This is a genomic window from Streptomyces sp. CY-1, assembly GCF_047218265.1.
Lineage (GTDB): Bacteria > Actinomycetota > Actinomycetes > Streptomycetales > Streptomycetaceae > Streptomyces > Streptomyces niphimycinicus.
On sequence record NZ_CP178393.1, the window covers coordinates 11,458,868 to 11,477,595 of the forward strand.

The window sequence follows — 18,728 nt, forward strand, 5'->3', positions numbered from 1 at the left end:
GCCTCCGCATGGTTTCTACGAACTGTTCAAACGGCACCGGCGCCGCGGTGTTCTGCGCATAGACGGCGTAGCGCTGGGCCATCAGCTGCATCTCCCGCTCCGTTCTTCGGGCCTCCACCCGGTCCAGCTCGTGCACCACGCGCTGCTCGACGCGTCCGCGCTCGTACAGCACGAACGCGTCCACCCCGCCCAGGCCCCCACCGGCCCCCCCCCCGCGGCGCCGCCGGGGCCGGGGAGATCCCCTTCCATGGCGGTGGCGTCGATCAGCGGGACATCCAGGAGCACAGCGGGGTCCATGTCGTTGTCCGCGCACATGGCCTCCAGATGCTCCTCCAGGCCGAGTTCGGCATGGCAGACCACGTCCATGTACTGCTGGTCGGCAGCCACCGCGGTCTGGCGCATGACGCGGACACCGCGGCCGACGAACTGGTAGAACTCGCCGAAGCTGCCATAGGGGCGCAGCGGCACGACCACGGTGATGGGCGGGAAGTCGTAGCCCTGGCCGAGCATCCGCAACTGCACGATGCCCTGCAGATCCCCGGCGTCGGACTCGAAGCGCCGCCGGGTGGAGGCGATCGCGGAGGCGGGCATGCTGTGGTGCAGCGTGGCACTGGGGATCCCGTACTCCTCGGCGATCCGCGCGATCTGTTCAGCATGCGCCTGGCCCATCGCCGCGAACAGCACCCTCGGCTTGACGGGCGCCAGCAGCTTGGCCTGCGCATCCAGACACGCCCGCGTCACGGCCATCACCTGGCGGATCGGCGCCTCGGACTGTGCGGTGATGCGTGCCATCTTCCGCTCGTCGCCCAGCGTGGCCAGCAAAGCATCACGGCCCACGATCTGCTCGCGCCGCCCGTCCGGCCACACCGCCTCATACACCGTCGACGCCACCTCGGGAGCGAACCGGTGCACCCGCAGGTTCTTCGCCGACCCGTCCGCGACGGAGTCCACCAGCCGGTAGCGGTAGACGACATCGGCGTCGATTGGCTTGCCGTCCAAACGCTGGAAGCACGCCGACATCAGCAGGGTGCGCGCACCCTGGAAGTGGGCGAACAGCCGCTGGTAGGAGGCGCTGGCCGCGATGTGCGCCTCGTCGACGACGATGAAGTCGATGTCCTCCGTCTCCAGCTTGGCCAGCAGGTCCCCGTCACTGTCGCCCGTGCCCAGCGCATGGAAGTTGGTGACCAGGATGTCCGCGTCCAGAAGCCGCTCACGGCTGACCTGGCTGATCTGCCCGTCGTCCGCGTCCAGGACGAGCGTGGTCGGCGGACGGGCACCGGGCAGCAGTGGCCCGCCCGCCAGCCCGTACAGGACGTTGCCCGGCATCCCCGGATCGAGGGCCTTGGCGAAGGTGCCGCGGATGACCGAGCCCGGGGTCACCACCAGCGCCCGCCGTCGGCTGAACGACAACGCGGCCGCCACCCCCAGGGCCGTCTTGCCCGACCCCACCGCCATCACCGCAGCCGCATGCCGGCCGCCGGAGGCGTAGTAGTTCGCCAACGCGGCCAATGCCTCGTCCTGGCACGCCCGCAACGGCGCCCGGTCCACCCTGGCCTGTACACCGGCGAAGTACGCCCCGCCTGAGGGCAGTTCGGCACCGCCAGGCGGATCGGCCGCCCGCATCGGATCGCCAGCCATGTCCGGGATCTCGATACGCGGCACGGTAGTCACCAGCGCCGCCAGGAGCGGATCCTGCCTCAGCATCGCCTGCAACTGGGCCACGCAGCGCGCCGTGTCCGTACGCACCGCGTCGTAGGAGAACCGCAGAACGGTCAGGCCGGTCGCGGCCAGATCGTTCTGTCGCAGCCGGTCGTAGGTGAACGCGGCCCGGTCACTGTGGAAGGCGAACCCGTCGAGCTCGACGGCCAACTGCAGTGTCTCACCCGCGATCAGGTAGTCCAGCCGGTAAGTGCGCTCGTTGACGGTGACCGGGTGCTGACTGTGCACCCGCGCAACGATCGACGCATCGACGGCCGGCGTGAGCACCCACCGCAAGAACGCCTCCTCCAAGTAGGAGGCAGCCGGGATCAGTCGCTCCAAACCCGCACTCATGACGATCCACCCTGTGCCGCAGCCTCGGCAACCAGCGCCTGGGCTTTCTCCGACAGCCGGGCCGCCACATCCTCGCCCTGCCCGAAACGGGCCAACCGCCGCGCCAGCTCAAGTGCTTCCGTGAAGGCGCCCTCGCGCTCCAGCAGGCCGATCAACCGTGGCACCGAGGACACCCGCACAAACGCCGCCGGTGCATCAGTGGTGTCGAAGGACACCGCGTGCGGGGTTGCTTCCATCAACTCCAAGTCCAGCAGGGCGAACACCTCAAGCGCGGCGAGGGCCCCAGGCTCCGCACGACGTGTACTCCACAGCCGATCGACCGCGCTCTGCAGAACAAAGTGGTAGTCCCTGGCCGAGCCCGGAAGCTCCAGCGCCTCCCAGACACGGGCGATCAGCTCAGCGCCGCGCGCGTCGAACGGCACATGCCGGCTGGCCGGTGTCGCAGACGTACTCCCCTCGGCGGTCGGCCACATCGGCGAGCCGTACGACTCGTCCGGACGAACCCCTGCGCCCGGCAGCGCCTCCCGCATGACACCCGGGCTCCCGGCAAAGGCAAGGCCAGGGACAGCCGCCATGCGCTCAAACCACGCCCCCATGTTCCCCCTTCACACAAAGAGGCCTGCACCCTCACCTACAGCGAAGTCGCCCCAACCGCCCCCTGCGGTACTTCATTGTCGCAGCCACACACTCTGTGCACCCCGAAAGCGGATATGTACTCCGCTCTCCGTCACCCACCTCGGCCGACTGCCGCCGGTCGAAGAGCGGGAACCAGAGGTCCTTGTCGCCCACCCGACCTCGTGTCCGGAGTCGGGAGTTTCGCTTCACAAGCCTCTCGGCCAGCTGTACCAGGGGACGATGCAGGCCCTGGACGGTTTCGGGTCAACCCGATTTTCCAGGTGGTCTGAGCAGGGACGAACGACGTACCTGCGTTTCACGACGGTGAACACGTCAGCCTGAACGGGCGCCGATCAGGCTGGCCTTGAGAGCGTCGGCGAGGGAACCTTGAGGCATCGACGGCGGGATACGCCTCGCACCAATCCCTTCCCGAATCACCCGGGTTGGGTGCCTCACCCCTACCTTCCTGGAGCTGCTCATGTCCGCCCTTCCCCTGCCCGCCGCCAGCCCCGAGCCGCCGGCGTTCTGCGCCAGCCACCTCCCTGCCCGCACCCAGCCCAGTCGGCTGGGCATCCCCGAGGTCGTGGTCATCGTCGTGGTCGTCCTGGCATCGGCCGGACTGGCCGCCGGCAACCGGCCCGTCCCTGCCGCGCTGGTCGTGGTGGCCGCCGCAGTGACCGACCTGATCACCGGCCGCCGCTCCAGCAACGTCGCCGAGCCCTCCCGCCGCCGCAGCCGGTGATGGGCCGCCCCACCAAACCTGTCGCCGCCGCCACCAGCCCCCGGCTGCGGACCCTGGCCGCCTACCTGCGCCAGCTCAAGGACGACACCCGTACCACCTACGCCACCCTGTCCGAGCGCACCGGCCCACCGAACGCGCCCGGGTACCGCGGAGCCTCCACCCTCAGCCAGGCCGCCCGCGGCACCCACCTGCCCCCGCTCGAGACCGTCCTCGCCTACGCCCGCGCTGCCGGCGACCCCGGCAGCCACTCCACGCAGAGGCGAGAAGCGACAGCCCTGAGCCTGTGTGTTGGGCGACGCTGAAGATGCCGACGGTTGCGGCATTGAAGATGCCGATGAGTGAGCATGTGGACGCCCCGCTGGGGTGGTCCCAGCGGGGCGGTTGTCGGGGAGGTGCCGGTTTGGTCGGCAAGGTGTCGGTTGGTTCAGTCGAGGATTTCGGTGACGGCGGACTGGGCGGCTTTCTCGTCGACGATGGACTTGCCGCCGGCGAATGTGGCGACGAGGGATTGCAGGCAGAGGTTGTTGACCGCGCGGGGGAAACCGCGGGCGGTGGTGTGGATGAGGGTGATGGCGTCCTCGGTGAACAGCTGGTCGGCCCGGCCGGCGAGTCCGAGGTGGTGCTTGATGTAGCTGACGGTCTCGGTCGAGGTCATGCCTGGCATGGTGTAACGCAGTGCGGTGCGCTGTTCGAGGGCCGCGAGGACGGCGAGTTTCATCGTGCGGCGGAGGGTGGGCTGGCCCACGAGCAGGCAGGACAGGGGCGAGTCCTGGTCCATCGCGGTGTTGGTGAGCATGCGGACGGCTTCGAGTTGTTCGTAGTTGAGCAGGTGGGCTTCGTCCAGGACCAGGACCGGGGTGCGTCCGCGTTCCTCGCGTTCGGCGGTGAGCGCGTGGCCGGTCTGTGCGGTGAGCCGGGATCCGAGATGGGCGGGCTGCTGGCCGAACGCGGAGACGATCGCTTCGTGGATGCCGCGGACGCCGACCATCGGGTTGGGCAGGTAGATCACGGTGTGTTTTGACGGGTCGAGGCTGTGCAGGACGGTGCGGACGGAGACGGTTTTGCCCGCGCCGACCTCGCCGGTGACCACGCCGATTGAGCGTTCGGCGATGCACCAGCCGATGCGGGCGACGGCTTCGTTGTGGGATGCGTGGCGGTGGAGCATGCCGGGGGCGAGGTCGCGGCCGAAGGGCATGCGGTTGAACCCGTAGTGGGCCTGGAGCTTCTCAATCACGCTGTTTCTCCTGCTCAGAGGATCGGTGGCCTGGTTCAGTCACTGCTCGGGCCGGGATTCCGGGTCGGGTTCGGTGGCGAAGGCCGCGTAGTTGACCTTGTCGGCGAGCGTGCGGGTGTGGGCGGCGTCGATGAGACCGAGGTAGTCGATTCCCGTGGTCGGGCGGGGCAGCTCGGCCGGGGTTTCCGGACGTGCTTTCGGATGGGAGTGGTGGCTGATCTGGTGGGGCAGCGCGGTCCCGGCGTCCTGACCGTTCGCCCGGACCCGGAGGAAGGACAGGTCGAAGGGGTCGAAGACCAGCTCGACGCGCTGGCCGGACAGGAGCGGGTCGACCTGGTAGCGGTTGCCGTGCAGGGAGACCAGCGCGGTCTGGGACACGGTGCGGTATTCGGACCAGCGGAAGGCTTCGGCCAGGTCGGCCGGTGCGGGGACAGGGAAGGGGCCGCCGGTCATCCACCGGCCGAGCGGGGCGGCTCCGGTCTCGGTGTGCACGCGGCGGTGGTAGACATTCTCGACCCAGGCGGTGAACAGCCGGTTCATCTCCAGCAGGCTGGTGATCTGCCGTCCGGGCCGTCCGTCACCGGAAGCGATCTCGACAACGAACTCACTGTTCACCGTGCGGAAGAACCGCTCGATCTTGCCCCTGCCCTGCGGTCTGCCGGGAGTGGAATGGACCAGCTTGATGCCGAGTTTCGCGCAGGCTCGCAGCAGCCACGAGTCCACGAACGCGCTGCCGTTGTCGACGTAGACCAGGCGCGGGACACCACGGGAGGCGAGGGCTGGCCGCAGGGCGGCGGCCAGCCGGACCGTGTCCTCCGAGAAGCCCCACCGGTGGCCAACCACGGCCCGCGAGTGGTCGTCGATGAACGCGAACAGATACGTTTTCCGGCCCTCGACGATCGGCCCGTGCAGGGCGTCCCCGGTCCAGAGTTCGTTGGGACCGTCGGCTTCGAACCGGCCGAAGACCGCGGGCGAGGCCGGAGCCTGGAGTGCGTTCAGGCCCTCGCGGACAATCATCCGCTGGATGGTGCGTTCGTCCGGCGCCCAGCCCAGCTGGGCGGCCATGATCCGGCGGATCTGTGCGGCCGACCGCGTCGGGTTCTCCTTCTTCAGCGAGGCGGCCAGCTCCATCACCTCCGGTGGGGTGCGAGGCCGGGACTGGCGGGGTGAGGGCACCAGGGCATCGAAGCCGCCCCGGCGCCAGTCCGTGATCCAGCGGTCCAGCGTCCACCGGGTGATCCGCACGGTCCGGCCATCCGGATCGACATGGGTGACTGCTGCCAGATCCCGCACCAGCGCGCCGCGCTGACGGCGCGACAAGGTCGGGTCCGCCGCCTCCCGGATCAGCATGTATCGGAACAGCCCGATTGCCTGGGCCCGTTCCAGTCGCGTCTGGTCTTCCTGTCCTGCCACCCGCCCACCAGCCTCTCGATCATGGCGTCGACAGACGCACGCGCAGAGGTTGACAGGACTGACCGGCGTGGCGTCAGGGGCGGCTCGTGTTGATCGTTTCCGCTGGCCAGGCGGGGGCCAGCAGTATGCCGCCGGTCACCGCGCAGGCCGTCAGCCAGGGCGACACCGTGCTGACGCCCGGCCACCGCGACGTCATCGACCACCAGGCTCCAACCACCGCGGCGACCGCGTCCGCGAAGAGGGTCCGCCCCGTCCCGGGCGGTGCCGGGTCAACCCCGGCGTCCACGAGCAACACCGTGAAATACCGCCGCACCACCTCGGCCCGGGCAGCAAACCGGCGCAGCCACCCGCGCACCGTCTCCACCGGCCGGCCCAGCCGTTCAGCGATCACCCGGACCCCGGCCCCGGCCGCTTTCGCCGCCAGGGCCGCCCCGATCACCTCTGCCATATCCGCCCGCCTGACCAGCGCGAACACCGGAAGGAGCACATGCGAGACGCCACAGCTGACACATCTGGTCCGTCGCGGACGCACCACCACCAGACCGCCCGCCGCGTCCCGCAGTACACGCGAACGTGCCCAGCCCCACCGGGTCAACAGCCCCTCACACGCCGGACAGACCAACTCGCCCGCAGCCAAACGCATTTCGACCCGCGCCGGGTCGGCCTCTACCGTGAGCACAGCGCCTCCGCGCGCTACACGGCCCTCCCGGCGCTCGGCCAAGAGATACCGGGAGGGCCTTTCGCATGCCCGTCGTCGGCAAGGTGCCGCCCCAAATCTGCACCTATACGTCGGCAGGCATGCTTACCGATCTTGTCGGCACCAAACTGCCCAAACTGCCGCACTTGTAGGCATTTCCAATGACGCCTAACAGCCTGTGGAAGGCAGCCGCGATCGAGAAGGCCCCGCCCGCACCTGGCCGGCCGCGGCCGACGGACCCGGCAAGTCCGCACCCCCGCCTCCCTGGGCCAGGAACTGACGCGACTGCGCCTGAGGGCCGGCCGGCCCTCTTACAGTGCCATCGAAAAGGCGACCAAAGCCGACGGGCACCGTGTATCGCGTTCGACAGCCCACCTGATCCTCAACGGGAAGGTCCTGCCCAGCCGAGAGCAGCTGTCCGCGCTCCTGAAAGCCTTCGACGTGAGCGTCGTGGACGCCGCCCAGTGGCACGCGGTCCTCGATCGCGTCGAGGACCGCCGGCGACCGCCCGAGCCGACCCGGCGAGGCAGAGGGTACGCGTGCGCGGACGCCGACCCGGCCGTGCAGGAGTACCTCGAACGCCGCGAGCGCGACGAGGAGATCAAACGACGCACCGGACAGATCCATCCGGACGAGACGTACGAGGACTACGAGGAGCGGATGCGCGAGAGGGCGTTCCAGCAGCAGACCTCGGACGACTGGCTGTACGAGGACTGCGACGAGCCGGAGGACGAGGCACAGAGACAAGCGCGGGCCGCTGAGCAGGCCGCCTTCGAACCCAGCTGAAGGCTTTGGTAGAGCGCGCCACCCCACAGGACAGGTCGCCGATCACGTCTGACAGCCGGCTTACCGTTTCCGCCCATCGCCACCTCCCATCCTCCTGAGCAGGACCAGTTCCGTGATCACCCACGACTCCCACCCCGGCGGTACATAATTCCACTGAATATTATGTACCGTCAGCTAGACTGGGCAGCAGCGTTACATTTTTTGGCGTCCGGTCGTTCCGCATCCGCTGGCGGCCGCTCCCGAGCCGACTGCCCGACCTGCCCCTCGCAACCCTTGCCGCGTCTGTTCTTGGAGTCCCGGAATGTCCTCCTCGCATTCATCCCGCACTGCCGGTGAGGCGTCTTCCGGCGCTGCCATGCCGGACAACTCCGCCCCCGCTGCTCCGCCCGCAGCCTCGACGGAACCGTCCGACCCCGCTCCGCGCTGGGCGGGCCACTGGCCCCTGAGCTACCCCGAAGACGCCGACCGCCGACACGGCGAGAACACTCCCGAGCCAGTTGAAGGCATGGTGGAGGACCCGGGAACAACCTCCACCGCCCCTGACGCGGAAACACCACACGCCATGGCGCGCACCCGCCCGGCGACGCTGCACGGGGCCCGCAACGCACTCAAACAGTTGATCGACGCAGCTATCCAAGGGCAACCCACGCCCCTGACGCGCGGCCCGCACCACGCACTGCTTACCACCCCCGCCCACGCAGCCAAGCTGGGCTGGAACCTCACCCAAGCCCCGACCCACAGCTTCGCGGACGCCCGCAAAAAGCTCGGAGACCTGATCCAGTACAGCGCCGAGGGCCACCCCCAGGTACTGCGCCGCCACAAGACCCCCGTCGCCGTCCTGCTCGCCGCAGCCGCGGACGGCACTCCCATGCCGCCCGCACTTCAAGCCGAGCCCGCACCCGACACCGTGGCTTCGACTGCAACGGCAGCCCCAGACTCCGCCGCAACACCCCCTGAGGGCCAGCAAGCAGTCCAAAACCCCCTCCCGACCACAGCAGCCGAAGTCGAGGCCGCCAAAGACCTCGCACCCGCGCCGACAACTACCCCTGCCAAAGCGGCCATTGCCCCCACCACGTCTTCGGCACCGCATCCGGAACCGGCGCCGACAGCCCACGACACGCCTGCACCTGCCCATACGCCCCCCAACTCACCCGACACCGCTCCAGCCACACTGACCGCCCCCGCCAACTCGCCGGCCGCTCCCGCACTCCAGCACCCGGTCACACCGCCGACCGCTCTCCCCGTACCCCCCTGGCCCCCGTCCGAGCCGAGCCCGTCGGCCCCCGCTCCCGCGATGCCCGATACCGGTCACGAGACCACCACGCCGACCGGTGGCCCCCCAGCCATCACTGCGCCGCGCACCCCGCGGCGCCTGGCCGCACTCGCGCAAGCCCTGGACACCGTCCTGCCGACCACCGCTCCCACCGGTGACGCCACCACACCCACCGCCCTGATGGGCCTGTCGACCGGCATCCGCGCCCTGGACGACGTCCTTGGCGGTCTCCAGCCCGGCCGCTTCTATCTCGTCGCCGCTGCCCCGGGCGCCGGATCCAGCCTGATCGCCACCGCCGCCGCCCGTACCAGCGCCCTCGACCAGCACCAACCCGTTCTGTATGCCGCCTCCGGACTCACCCGGACCGACATCGCCGCACGCATCGTCGCCGCGCACCTGCCCGTCGACTACCGCCGCCTGCGAGCGGGCCGCCTCACCCCCACCGAACAGGACGACGCTGCGGCCCTCCACCACCACCTGGCCCAAGCCCCGCTCTACATCGACGACGGCACCGACCTGACCACCGATGCAATTGCCGAAAGCGTCCCAGACCTGCCGGGCCTGGCCCTCGTCGTGGTCGACCGCCTACAGACCACCGAGGACCCCCGGCTGCCGCTGTCCGGCCCGTCCCAGATCACCGACGCCGCCCAGGCCCTCGCCCACCTGGCCCGCACCCACGAACTCCCCGTCCTCGCCGCCATCGACACCGACGACCCCCAGCTAATCGCCGCGCTCAGCCTCGACATCACCATCACCCTGGCCCGCGACGCCGACCAGATCCACGCCACCGTCACCGAGCGCGACCTCGGCCCGCAGGCCACCCTCACCCTCCACGCCGACCTCGCCCACGCCCGCATCACCGACCCCACCCACCCCTACGCCAGCCCCACCACCCCCACCTCGGCACCACAGACAGCCCCCCTGGCCGCGACCCCACCCACCCCCGCACAGACCCCGCAGACGCCTGCCCAAGCCCCCACCAGCCCGCCCTCGGCCCCCACGCCCACCCGGCCCGCCCCGAAGGCCCACACCGCCGCCGCCCCGCCCAGGCCCTCGCCCCGCCGCACCACCGCCTCACCCCCGCCCCAAGGCGGCTACGCCAACCGGGACTACAGCTACTTCACCGGCATGATCACCCGCGCCGTCGACGAAGCCCTCCACGACCACGACGGCGACATCACCGCCGCAACCGAAGCCCTGGTGAAAAAGGCCGTACCGAACGCCATGGCCCTGTTCGAAGCAACCCGCGTCGGCGGAAACTACGAACACACCGTCTACCCGGAAACCCTCGAATTCCTCCGGAAGAAAACTAAGGACGGCGCCGACGAAATCTGGGAAGGCCGCCACAACTGGGCCAACACCCACCTCATGGACGCCCTCCAAAACGGCACCCACCCCCCGATCACCGTCAATGCCCTCGACACCAACGCCAGCTTCCTGTCCGCCTTCAAGACCCACCTGCCCATCGGCGCCCTGATCCACGACCCCCACGGGGGCTTCGACCCCAAACGCTCCGGCATCTACCGCCTCCCCACCCGCCCCACCTGGCACCACCCCGCCCTGCCCGACCCCATCGGCAACCGCCGCGAAGACGGCCCTGTCCTCCTCGACGACGCCACCATCCGCCTCCTCATCCGCTGCGCCCGTCTCGGCCTGTGCGAGGCCCCGCACATCACCGAATGCTGGACCTCCGGCGCCAGCGAAGGCCTCCTGGAAAAATTCCGCCGAGTCCTGACCGAGGCCCGCACCAGCGCCCTCGAAACCGACGACACGGTGACCGTCGAATACATCAAAGCCATGTACTCGAAATTCACCTCCACCATCGGAGAATCAAGCGTCAACCGCGACATCCGCCGACCCGACTGGATGCACATCATTCGCTCCCAGGCATTCGCCAACCTCTGGTACAAATCCCACCGGGCCCACAGCAATGGCCTGACCGTCGTCCGCGTCCGCGGCACCGACGAACTCCACGTAGCCGGCGACTGGCGCACCGTATTCACCGAAGGCCGCCTCACCACCCAGATGAAACAAAAAGACCAGTACACCCTGCCAAGGAAGAGCGCCCGATAGATGTCGACCGACGGATGGAAAAACTTCGGCAACTACGGCGCAGACCGCGACCCCGGAAACGTCCACGGCAAAATCGCCCTCGCCCGCGCCCTCGAAGACGCCCTCGAACGCATGATCATCGACGGCGGAATCAAATCCCCCGTCGGCACACGCCGCGGCCTGAAAGCCCGCATGCGCTACCTCACCACCACCAAAGGCGGCCCCCAAGCCCTGGCCGACGCCGGCATCCACGCCACCCCCACAACGATCCGCGCCTGGACCCGCGGCACCCAACGCCCGCGCCCCGCCAACCTCGAAGCGATCGACACCGCCTACTGGAACCTCCGCGCCCACAACGTGCTCGCCAACCCCGGCGCCCTCAAGCAGCACCTCAACCGAGGCGGCCGCGGAACCCGCATCGAGATCCACCCCGTCAACCAAGCAGCCGTCGACGAGCCACGCCGCCGCGACAACCTGAGGATCCAGCACCGGCAGGTCCGCTACATCTGGGACGACGCCGTCGACGCCCTCGTCGCCAGCGACCTGGACACCATGGAAGACCTCTGGGACGACATCATCGCCGAACTCGACTCCGACTGGGGCGCCTACACCTACGTCTCCTACATCGGCATCGGCGCCTGACACGACCGCCTGCAGCCTGCCTGACCGGCTCAAGAAGGCGTCCAGCGGCCCAAAGACTCCCGGGCCCTGTGGGTGCGGTTGCCGACTCCTCCGCCGGAAGAGAGCCATTCCCGGCACGAGCGGTTGGCCAGCCGCCCGGCGCCCCCGCAGTCGGCCCGACCGGCCGCCTCCCATCCAGGCCAGGCCGCATGCAGAGCGGATACCCCACTCCGTCCCCGAGCCACCGGCCCGGCTGGGGCTCGGCCCGCACTGTGCCCCAGGCCGACGGCCCAGATGCCGCGCGGCCGGATGCCGGTTCAGCGGCGCACAGGCCGCTCCTTGACCGATCGGAGCTGAGCGGCGGGATCGTCGTAGGGGAGCAGGGAACTCTGCTCGACGAAGGACGTGATGACGGGCCACAGGCCCTCGCCCACGTCGGAGGGGTTGCCTTCATGACGTTCGGTGACGGCTGCTGCCGCACCGGCCAGGAGGTCGGCGAGCTGGATGGAAGGGTGGTCGACAGAGTCGCCGCGGACAACGCCGGCGACATCGGCACCGCGTTCCCGTGTCAGCAGGGTCATGCCGACAGGAGCGCAGGCGTACTCTCGCACGGTCCGCAGGGCGTCGTCGGTGAGCATCTGCTGTTCATCGGTGAGGACACTGACACGGCCGACACGACGCTCCCACCGGCGGGCCGTCTGGGCAACTGCGGGGATGAGCATCTCCAGCTGCGGAAACACCGGGTCGGCCGGGTCCTCGTGGAAGGTGGCGGCGTAGTCGCGAGTCCCGCGCAGCCTGGCCAACAGAGCGGTGACCGCTTTCCTCGTCGAGGCCGCCCACGCCTGGTCGAGGGCGGCCACGAACACGCCGAGCGCCTCGTCCTGCCGGCTCGTGCCGCGCCGGGAGGCCAGCGTCACGAACGCGGACATCAGCTCCTGGAACAGGGCGCCACGCAGAGCCCGCGGTCCTTCGAGCGCGAGCGTGCGCGCCAGAGCACGGGCCTTTCCGTCGGCGTACAGGTTCCCTCCTTCGTCGTGCTCCTTCTCTTCCAGCAGCAGGTCGATCACTTTCGCTGCTGCCGCGTACTCCTTGTCGACCACGTACACCGAGCACCTGTCGTGGAGCGCACCGCCGGGCTCCCATAGCTGCTGCAGCAGCGACCACCGATTGGTGCGGTTCTTGAACAGGTCGAATTTCAGTTCCTTGGCCTGCCGGATTCCAGCCTGGTCCCGCAGCTGCTGTATGAGCGCGGCTGCTTCGACGTCATCGACGGCGACGGAGGCGTAGACCATGAACCGGCGCTGGCGGCCGACGAGTTGCTCACCATCCCAGCCGGACTCGTCGCAGGCGATCCACCGCCCACAATCCTCACCGTCTGTGGTGGCCTCGGGCTGGTTCAGCTGGGTGTACTTCTCTCCGGTCAGCGACACAACGGCATTCTCCCTGCCGCCCGGAACCTGCCCGCACCGGGATCGAGGCGGGCAGGCCGCACCGTCGGTGAACAGGGCCCGGCCGTGGACAAGCAGGAGGCAGGCATGCCGAGTTCACCAGCCGGGCGCGGCCGTCTTCGACGGTGCGATTGGAAAATCACCGCTTCAGGCTGACAGCACCCCCGCCGTCGACCGACCGATGCGAGAGCGTCAAACCCGCTCCCCCCGCCGGGATCGCCGGGCGGACCGCACAGGCGTTGAGGCGGCGTGCGGTTGCCCCTCCAGGACTCTGTCACGCCGCCCCATGACTGTCCCGGTCCGCTGCCCGGCTATGCCGCCGTCACCGGCCGGATGCCTCCTAGACACCGGGCAGCCGCAGCAGCCCCAGTCCGGTGTCGGCCTGTTCGGCAAGCGGCGCCTCCAGCCAGGCGGCGAGCGCGGCGATCTCGGGGGGCCAGACACATCACGAGTGCGTGGGGGGTACCGGACGGGTTGACCACCTGAGGGACGAGGTGGGAGACGACCAGGGGCGAACCCGGACTCGTCGACCCTCGCCCGCAGGCGGGCGAGGACGGGGTTGTCGGGCATCAGCAGCCCGTGCATCACGTACAGGAAGCCGATCATGGCGAGTATCCGCGCCACACTGCGCGCCGCGGCGATCTCAAGGCGCCAAGGAAGTCATGGCTCATTGTCAGTGCCAGGCTCGATAATCCGGAGTCATGGTCAACGAGTTAGAGGGGTCGGCGGCTCGCCAGCGCGTCACCGCAGCGTACGCAGCTCACGAGTGGGCTCCGCACCCAGACGTCGACTTCGAAGATTTGAGAGCGGCGACGAGACTGGCGTGGGCAGAGCTGGAACGCGCAGGCGCGCCACTGGACGCTCCCGGAGGGCGTCTCTACCTGCTCGGCTTTGTGGGCCCTGGTCCTGATCTGAAACTGGGCATGATCACGCGGAAGCCCAGCAGTCCGGACAACTCCGTGTTGAAGTATCTGAAGAGCCACGAGCGCAGGGCCAACGCCTACAGATGCTTCCTGGTACGCGGATGGATCTCGCGGCCGGTCAAGGCCATGGTGCGTGACTGGGAGGAGAAGGCTCTCAATGCCGTTGGGGCGCTCGACGGCACGTTCCGCGACGGCGAGTATTTCTATGACGTGGACTTCGATGCGGCCGTCGCGGCAGCGCAAGCCGCACGTAGGAACTCGCTTGCGCACTGAGTACATACGCTACCGGGCACACTCCGGGGCCAAGTCTGGCGATACCGTGGAAGCACATGCCAGGAAGCCCCGGATGAGCGAGCAGTCAGCCCCCACGCCCGACTGCCAGCCCCTCGATGAGCATGCCGCCGCGTCCGTCCGGGCGTACGCGGCCGACCGGCGCGCGAAGGTCGACGTCCTCGCCTCCGTGCTGGAGGAGATCGCGGACAACGGCTACCCAGCCGCAGAGTCGGGCGTGCCGTGGGAGGAAGCCCGGGACGCCCACTTGGAAGGCCTCGCCGGCGAGCAGCCCCGTGTCGCCTGAGCACGCGCCACACGGCGAGAGACCCACCGCCCGGACCGCGCGATCGTCGCGATCAGCGTCAACCTGATGGTCTGCAGGGAAGTGCCCATTGTCCTTCGTCCTCTGAGTGTTGGTGGCGCAGGCGTGGTGACCTGGTGGTTGACGCTGAGGGGTGGTGCCCACCGTTGCTGACATGCGTAACGAAGGGTTATGCCAATCTCACGGACCACCAGCCTCCCCGGCCAACGGCCGGCCCCGTGCTGGAGATCTTCTGGAGGTTGTCATCGAGTACCCGTATGTCCGCATCACCGTGTTCGGCGTCAGCCGGGCGGACGTCCGCACCGAGTCCCCGCTGACCGAGGGGGACATTCGAAGCGCTTATGAGGAACAGCCCGCACACATCCGCGCCGAGGCCGGTTGTGTGACCGTGGCCTTCGACGACGCCGGACCGACGTGCACCTACTACAGCGAGCGCCTGGCGGACTGGGGGGCGGAAGTTTGACCGCCGAGCGCTGCTGTGGCGGTCAGGCGGCGTGGGTGCCGGTCGTGGGCGGTGGCGGTGCCGGGACGCGGGCGCGTGCCAGCGCCGGGGGAGGGCCGGGCCGTTGCCGGTGGGTCTTGGTCTCGTAGAGGACCGTGCCGCCGTCGGGGGCGTGTGCGATGAGGTCGATGCCGTGGTCGTCGGTGTCGGGCCGGGTGGGGCCGGTGCCGTGGGTGAGGAGGCGGCTGGCGGTGAGCCAGTCGGGTGGGGTGGTGCCGTTGCGGTGTGCTTCCCGGCTGGCCGAGCGGTACATGACGGCGAGGGTGTCCGCGAACACCTGGACGCCCGTGGCCATGACGGTGGGGGCGTTGCGGATGCCGGGGTCCGCGGCGAGGGCTTCGATGGCCGGTCTGATGCCGGCGGCCAGCCGGGTGACGTCGTAGCGGGCGAGGTGTGCGGCGAGGGCTTCGATGGCGGGTCTGATGCCTGCGGCGAGTCGGTCGACGTCGTAGTGGGCGCCGGTGTCCGGTCCGCCGTGGGCGAGGGGGAGCGGGTGGGGGCGGCGGATCACGCGCTGTGTGAGCTGCGTGCGCGGGGGTGCGGGGCGGGTGCCGCGCTGGGCGGTGACGTGGCTGTAGGCGTCGAGGTACGGGCACTGTGCGGCCGGATGGATGCCGCACACGGTGAGGAACGTGATCAGCTGCTCGCGGCTGGTGGGCAGAGCCTTGCGGTTGACGATCCGCCAGGCGGTGGTGGGCGGCACCGGGGCGCGGCCCGGCCGGTCGAAGTCGCGCAGGGGCGGAGCGCCGGCCCGTTCGTACGCCGCGGCCAGGACGAGGCCGAGGTCGCGCTCGTCGCGGACGAAGGCGGGGGTCGGCGCCTGGAGTGCGCGGAGCTTGCCGCGCTGGGCGGCGCGGCCGAGGGCGTACAGGCGGCGGGCCTTGTCCTGGTCGGCCGGGCCAGCGCCGCAGGTGCGGAGGTAGGCGTCGAGGACGGCCGCGGTGGGCGGGGCGGTGCCGGACTCGGCGCGCTGGACGGCGCCGCGCGAGATGTTGGCGGCGTCGGCCAGGGCGCGCTGGGTCAGCCGGGCGGCGTCTCGCAGGGCGGTGAGGTGCTCGGCGAGGCGGGCGTAGTGGCGGTCGGGGCCGACGGCGGGGGAACGGGGCATGTCCGGCGCCTACTTGCCCGCGCCGGAGCGCACGGCGGCCTCGACGAAGAGGCTCATCAGACGGCGGCCGCCGCCAGCGGCGGTGAGCGTGGCCGCGCCGATCGCCCCGCAGCCGCCCAGGAGGGCGAAGACGGTCTCCAGCTCGGTGCCGGCGAGGAACAGGCCGCTGCCGAGCCCGAGGACGGCGATCAGCAGGATCAGCGCGTGGGTGGGCCCGAACCGCCCGGCGGCGCCGTCCGGTTCGCCGCCGCCCGTCGGCGCCTCCGCGGCGGGTGCGCAGGTGCAGGCCGGGGCGGGCCCGGCCGGGTGGGGGAGAGGGGGAAGGCTCATGGTGCGCAGGACTCCATCCTGACGGGCGCCGCCGACGGCATGCCGGGGCTACTGGTCGCAAAGTGAGGCAGCCCTTAAGGCAGTTGGCCCTGCCGTTGGTCGGGCTGCGCGGCACACAGCCTTCCACGATCCGGTATCCCGCCGCCCCGCCCCGGTGCGGCTTTTGTCTGGTGTGCGGCTTGCTGGCCCTGCCGGTGTTCCCCGTCCCGCCGTGAAATCCGCCGCCCGGCCGACCCGCCAAAACCGGCCCGGCGACGACGGGTTGCGTGCCTGCCGCCCCTCTGGCGGCCCACCGTTTGTTCCGGCCGGCTTGCGGCCTAGGCCGTATCAGCAAGACGGTGGTCCCAGCACGACACCGGCGGCGAGGCTGCCGGTGTCCTCCTGACGGCTACTGGTCGCAAGCCCGAACCGCTTCAGGACTCCCGGCAGGCGCGTTGGCCCGCGCCCGCCGCCACGCCAGGCCGGCGCCGCTCTCGGTGCCGGCCTGACGTGCCTCCAGGGCGACGGCGGTGACTCCCGCGCGCCCCGGGCCTGCGGCGAGGCCGTCGCGCAGCTGCTCGACCGGCCGCTGTGCCGCGGGGCGGGTGTCGAGGAGGAGGGCGTTGCCGCGGAGAGCGTCGTTGTGGCCGACGTTGCTGGTGACGACGGTCCGGCCGGTCGGTGGTGTTCGGCGTTGTTCGGTGGTGTTCAGCGCGGTGTTCGGGGCCGTCCGGCGCCACCGGGAAATCCCATACATCGTTCAGAATCTGCTCTTCCAAGAGCATCGCGCAGCGTCACCCTCGCACGCTGTCTCACCTCACCCGAGGGCCGTTCATCTGCGCCCGGACGGCCCGCCCGAGGATCGCCGTACGCCCGGCCGCGCTCTCGTACGCGGGACGTCCTGCTGCTCGCTGCTCGCTGCTCGTGCACGGTCCGGGCCCGACGGCGGTGTCGTACGCCTCGACGAGACGGCCCCCGCCACCGACGCCGCGGCCTCCGACGACCGGAGCACCGCGGTGTTGCTCCTCGCCGCGCTGCGCGACGCCTCCCCCGGCCCGGCGCCCGGCGCCGCCGCCCACACGGCGGCCGCCTTCCTGGCCGACCCCGCCATTCTGGACGATCCGGCCGTCTTGTGGGCCGAGTTGGCCACTGGCAGCGGGGGAGCGGACGCGGCCGGCCTGCTGCTGGCCGCCATCGCCACCCGCACCCCGCGCACCGACGGCCCCGTTCCCCCCGACGCCGCCGAACGACTGGCCGCGGCGGCCGACCTCTGGCGCGCAGCGCTCGCGGCCGGCCTGCCGTCCGGCGCCCTGGCCGGCGCGGGCGCCTTCGCGGACACCGGCCTCGACGAGGACCTGTGGCTGTCCCTGACGCGGGCGAGCGCCGAGCACACCCCGGCCCTGACGAACGCGACCTCGTCGCCGAACGCGCCGCCCGCCACCCCGACAGCGAGGACGCACTCCTCCTGACCGCGCAGCTGTTCACCCACCCCGCCGAGACCGGGGCAGGACACGGCCGTACGACGCCACGCCCGCGCCCTCCTGGACGCCGCCGCAGCCCGGCCCGCAGACGAACACGCCGCCGCGCTACGGGCGTTGAGGGAGGTGCTGGTCAACTCCGGCGACATCGACGCCGCCCAGGCCTGAACCGTCGTACGACGGCGAGCAGCCGCTCACGCGCGCCCAGCGGCGGAGGGGGCGCTGTTACGGCTGTGCGTGCCGGTTGTCCGCCGAACCGGGCCGTCGTTACGGCTGCGCGTGTGATGGTCTGCAGGGAAGTGCCCGTTATCCCTCGTCATCTGAGTGACGCTGACGGGTGATGCCCACCGTGGCTGACATGAGTAACGAAGGGTCATGTAATTCTCACGCCGACCACTAGGAGAATACTATCCGGAGGGAATCAGTAAAGAATATCCAACCCTTCACGAGAAAAAGATGATGCAACGCGAATGAATGAACCAGAAATATGCCTTTCTCTCAGCTCAAAAGGGCGAAGAATTTCGTAAGAGGTCTAGACCACCACCTCGAACACGGAGAGTAGTCGTTACATAATTATGTACCGATCCCGAGAGCGGTACATAATGGGTACACATCAGATGCAGGAGGGGGCGCCCGGAGGGCGGTGTTTCAATCCAAGTCAAGCCTAAGAGACTAAATTAGCAGGTCAGAAGCGCATAAGGAGTCAGTAGAGCCCCGATGTCGCCACTCCAATTATGTAACGGACCGACGAGGGCGGCCATGGCCGGCCCTAGCCAGCCTGTAACGCCGCGGAGCGGCGTTACAAAACCGTCGCGGAGCGACGGTGCGACGTTCCGTCACGTAGTGACGGCGCGTCATGTCTCCGGAGGAGACGGCGCGC

General features: G+C 69.9%; 18 protein-coding genes. 9 read left to right on the forward strand and 9 right to left on the reverse strand.

The features are described from left to right. Positions 1-81 precede the first annotated feature (81 nt). Together ACK1X7_RS48195 and ACK1X7_RS48200 are read right to left on the reverse strand one after the other, a co-directional pair. Positions 82-2,052: a DEAD/DEAH box helicase family protein gene (locus tag ACK1X7_RS48195; protein WP_413116829.1), complete on the reverse strand. Its 1,971-nt coding sequence runs from the start codon at positions 2,050-2,052 to the stop codon at positions 82-84. Further along, on the reverse strand, positions 2,049-2,582 hold the full coding sequence (locus tag ACK1X7_RS48200) for a hypothetical protein (protein WP_106428586.1): 534 nt from the start codon (positions 2,580-2,582) through the stop codon (positions 2,049-2,051). The genes ACK1X7_RS48195 and ACK1X7_RS48200 overlap by 4 nt, the downstream gene beginning before the upstream one ends. 563 nt (positions 2,583-3,145) lie before the next feature. On the opposite strand from ACK1X7_RS48200, the gene ACK1X7_RS48205 reads away from it, so the two are divergent. Both ACK1X7_RS48205 and ACK1X7_RS48210 read left to right on the forward strand, forming a co-directional pair. Further along, positions 3,146-3,409, forward strand: coding sequence for a hypothetical protein (locus ACK1X7_RS48205; RefSeq protein ID WP_362484358.1), 264 nt, complete (start codon positions 3,146-3,148; stop codon positions 3,407-3,409). Then, positions 3,409-3,711 (forward strand): helix-turn-helix domain-containing protein, encoded by a 303-nt coding sequence (locus tag ACK1X7_RS48210; protein WP_413116830.1) that lies wholly within the window; start codon positions 3,409-3,411, stop codon positions 3,709-3,711. Before ACK1X7_RS48205 ends, ACK1X7_RS48210 begins: the two co-directional genes overlap by 1 nt. 122 nt (positions 3,712-3,833) lie before the next feature. Here ACK1X7_RS48210 and ACK1X7_RS48215 read toward each other — a convergent pair whose 3' ends face one another. From ACK1X7_RS48215 to ACK1X7_RS48225, 3 genes are all read right to left on the reverse strand, one after another. Beyond that, a complete protein-coding gene (locus tag ACK1X7_RS48215; protein WP_413116831.1) occupies positions 3,834-4,643 on the reverse strand; it encodes an ExeA family protein in 810 nt (269 codons plus the stop codon). 39 nt (positions 4,644-4,682) lie between these two features. Further along, positions 4,683-6,056: a DDE-type integrase/transposase/recombinase gene (locus ACK1X7_RS48220; RefSeq protein WP_413116832.1), complete on the reverse strand. Its 1,374-nt coding sequence runs from the start codon at positions 6,054-6,056 to the stop codon at positions 4,683-4,685. Between the two features lie 73 nt (positions 6,057-6,129). After that, positions 6,130-6,504, reverse strand: coding sequence for a helix-turn-helix domain-containing protein (locus tag ACK1X7_RS48225; RefSeq protein ID WP_390796162.1), 375 nt, complete (start codon positions 6,502-6,504; stop codon positions 6,130-6,132). A gap of 525 nt (positions 6,505-7,029) precedes the next feature. Between ACK1X7_RS48225 and ACK1X7_RS48230 the strand changes: the two genes are divergently transcribed. The 3 genes from ACK1X7_RS48230 (at position 7,030) to ACK1X7_RS48240 (ending at position 11,506) form a co-directional block, all read left to right on the forward strand. Further along, on the forward strand, positions 7,030-7,539 hold the full coding sequence (locus ACK1X7_RS48230; RefSeq protein WP_413116972.1) for a hypothetical protein: 510 nt from the start codon (positions 7,030-7,032) through the stop codon (positions 7,537-7,539). A gap of 1,294 nt (positions 7,540-8,833) precedes the next feature. After that, positions 8,834-10,885: a DnaB-like helicase C-terminal domain-containing protein gene (locus ACK1X7_RS48235; RefSeq protein WP_413116833.1), complete on the forward strand. Its 2,052-nt coding sequence runs from the start codon at positions 8,834-8,836 to the stop codon at positions 10,883-10,885. After that, on the forward strand, positions 10,886-11,506 hold the full coding sequence (locus ACK1X7_RS48240; protein ID WP_031185860.1) for a hypothetical protein: 621 nt from the start codon (positions 10,886-10,888) through the stop codon (positions 11,504-11,506). Positions 11,507-11,802: 296 nt separating this feature from the next. Here ACK1X7_RS48240 and ACK1X7_RS48245 read toward each other — a convergent pair whose 3' ends face one another. Beyond that, entirely contained in the window at positions 11,803-12,915 is a 1,113-nt protein-coding gene (locus tag ACK1X7_RS48245) for a DUF3800 domain-containing protein (protein ID WP_413114439.1), read from the reverse strand. 719 nt (positions 12,916-13,634) lie between these two features. On the opposite strand from ACK1X7_RS48245, the gene ACK1X7_RS48250 reads away from it, so the two are divergent. From ACK1X7_RS48250 to ACK1X7_RS48260, 3 genes are all read left to right on the forward strand, one after another. After that, the gene (locus ACK1X7_RS48250; RefSeq protein ID WP_413114438.1) at positions 13,635-14,129 is read left to right on the forward strand and encodes a hypothetical protein; all 495 of its coding nucleotides are present in this window, start codon (positions 13,635-13,637) and stop codon (positions 14,127-14,129) included. 73 nt (positions 14,130-14,202) lie between these two features. Continuing rightward, entirely contained in the window at positions 14,203-14,433 is a 231-nt protein-coding gene (locus tag ACK1X7_RS48255; protein WP_413114437.1) for a hypothetical protein, read from the forward strand. A gap of 172 nt (positions 14,434-14,605) precedes the next feature. Further along, the gene (locus ACK1X7_RS48260) at positions 14,606-14,914 is read left to right on the forward strand and encodes a hypothetical protein (protein ID WP_413114436.1); all 309 of its coding nucleotides are present in this window, start codon (positions 14,606-14,608) and stop codon (positions 14,912-14,914) included. Positions 14,915-14,936: 22 nt separating this feature from the next. Here ACK1X7_RS48260 and ACK1X7_RS48265 read toward each other — a convergent pair whose 3' ends face one another. The 3 genes from ACK1X7_RS48265 to ACK1X7_RS48275 form a co-directional block, all read right to left on the reverse strand. Continuing rightward, positions 14,937-16,061 (reverse strand): helix-turn-helix domain-containing protein, encoded by a 1,125-nt coding sequence (locus tag ACK1X7_RS48265; RefSeq protein WP_413114435.1) that lies wholly within the window; start codon positions 16,059-16,061, stop codon positions 14,937-14,939. A gap of 9 nt (positions 16,062-16,070) precedes the next feature. Then, entirely contained in the window at positions 16,071-16,391 is a 321-nt protein-coding gene (locus ACK1X7_RS48270) for a hypothetical protein (protein ID WP_031185855.1), read from the reverse strand. A gap of 388 nt (positions 16,392-16,779) precedes the next feature. Then, a complete protein-coding gene (locus ACK1X7_RS48275; protein WP_413114434.1) occupies positions 16,780-17,127 on the reverse strand; it encodes a hypothetical protein in 348 nt (115 codons plus the stop codon). A gap of 259 nt (positions 17,128-17,386) precedes the next feature. On the opposite strand from ACK1X7_RS48275, the gene ACK1X7_RS48280 reads away from it, so the two are divergent. Then, on the forward strand, positions 17,387-17,839 hold the full coding sequence (locus tag ACK1X7_RS48280) for a hypothetical protein (protein WP_413114433.1): 453 nt from the start codon (positions 17,387-17,389) through the stop codon (positions 17,837-17,839). Positions 17,840-18,728: the final 889 nt, after the last annotated feature.

Excerpts from the sequence above, each read along its gene's own strand:
- ACK1X7_RS48210 (WP_413116830.1), top strand. The coding sequence starts at position 3,409 with ATGGGCCGCCCCACCAAACCTGTCGCCGCCGCCACCAGCCCCCGGCTG.
- ACK1X7_RS48265 (WP_413114435.1), bottom strand. The coding sequence starts at position 16,061 with ATGCCCCGTTCCCCCGCCGTCGGCCCCGACCGCCACTACGCCCGCCTC.
- ACK1X7_RS48255 (WP_413114437.1), top strand. The coding sequence starts at position 14,203 with ATGAGCGAGCAGTCAGCCCCCACGCCCGACTGCCAGCCCCTCGATGAG.
- ACK1X7_RS48205 (WP_362484358.1), top strand. The coding sequence starts at position 3,146 with ATGTCCGCCCTTCCCCTGCCCGCCGCCAGCCCCGAGCCGCCGGCGTTC.
- ACK1X7_RS48200 (WP_106428586.1), bottom strand. The coding sequence starts at position 2,582 with ATGCGGGAGGCGCTGCCGGGCGCAGGGGTTCGTCCGGACGAGTCGTAC.
- ACK1X7_RS48240 (WP_031185860.1), top strand. The coding sequence starts at position 10,886 with ATGTCGACCGACGGATGGAAAAACTTCGGCAACTACGGCGCAGACCGC.
- ACK1X7_RS48260 (WP_413114436.1), top strand. The coding sequence starts at position 14,606 with ATGCGTAACGAAGGGTTATGCCAATCTCACGGACCACCAGCCTCCCCG.
- ACK1X7_RS48235 (WP_413116833.1), top strand. The coding sequence starts at position 8,834 with ATGCCCGATACCGGTCACGAGACCACCACGCCGACCGGTGGCCCCCCA.
- ACK1X7_RS48275 (WP_413114434.1), bottom strand. The coding sequence starts at position 17,127 with ATGTATGGGATTTCCCGGTGGCGCCGGACGGCCCCGAACACCGCGCTG.
- ACK1X7_RS48270 (WP_031185855.1), bottom strand. The coding sequence starts at position 16,391 with ATGAGCCTTCCCCCTCTCCCCCACCCGGCCGGGCCCGCCCCGGCCTGC.
- ACK1X7_RS48195 (WP_413116829.1), bottom strand. The coding sequence starts at position 2,052 with ATGAGTGCGGGTTTGGAGCGACTGATCCCGGCTGCCTCCTACTTGGAG.
- ACK1X7_RS48225 (WP_390796162.1), bottom strand. The coding sequence starts at position 6,504 with ATGGCAGAGGTGATCGGGGCGGCCCTGGCGGCGAAAGCGGCCGGGGCC.
- ACK1X7_RS48250 (WP_413114438.1), top strand. The coding sequence starts at position 13,635 with ATGGTCAACGAGTTAGAGGGGTCGGCGGCTCGCCAGCGCGTCACCGCA.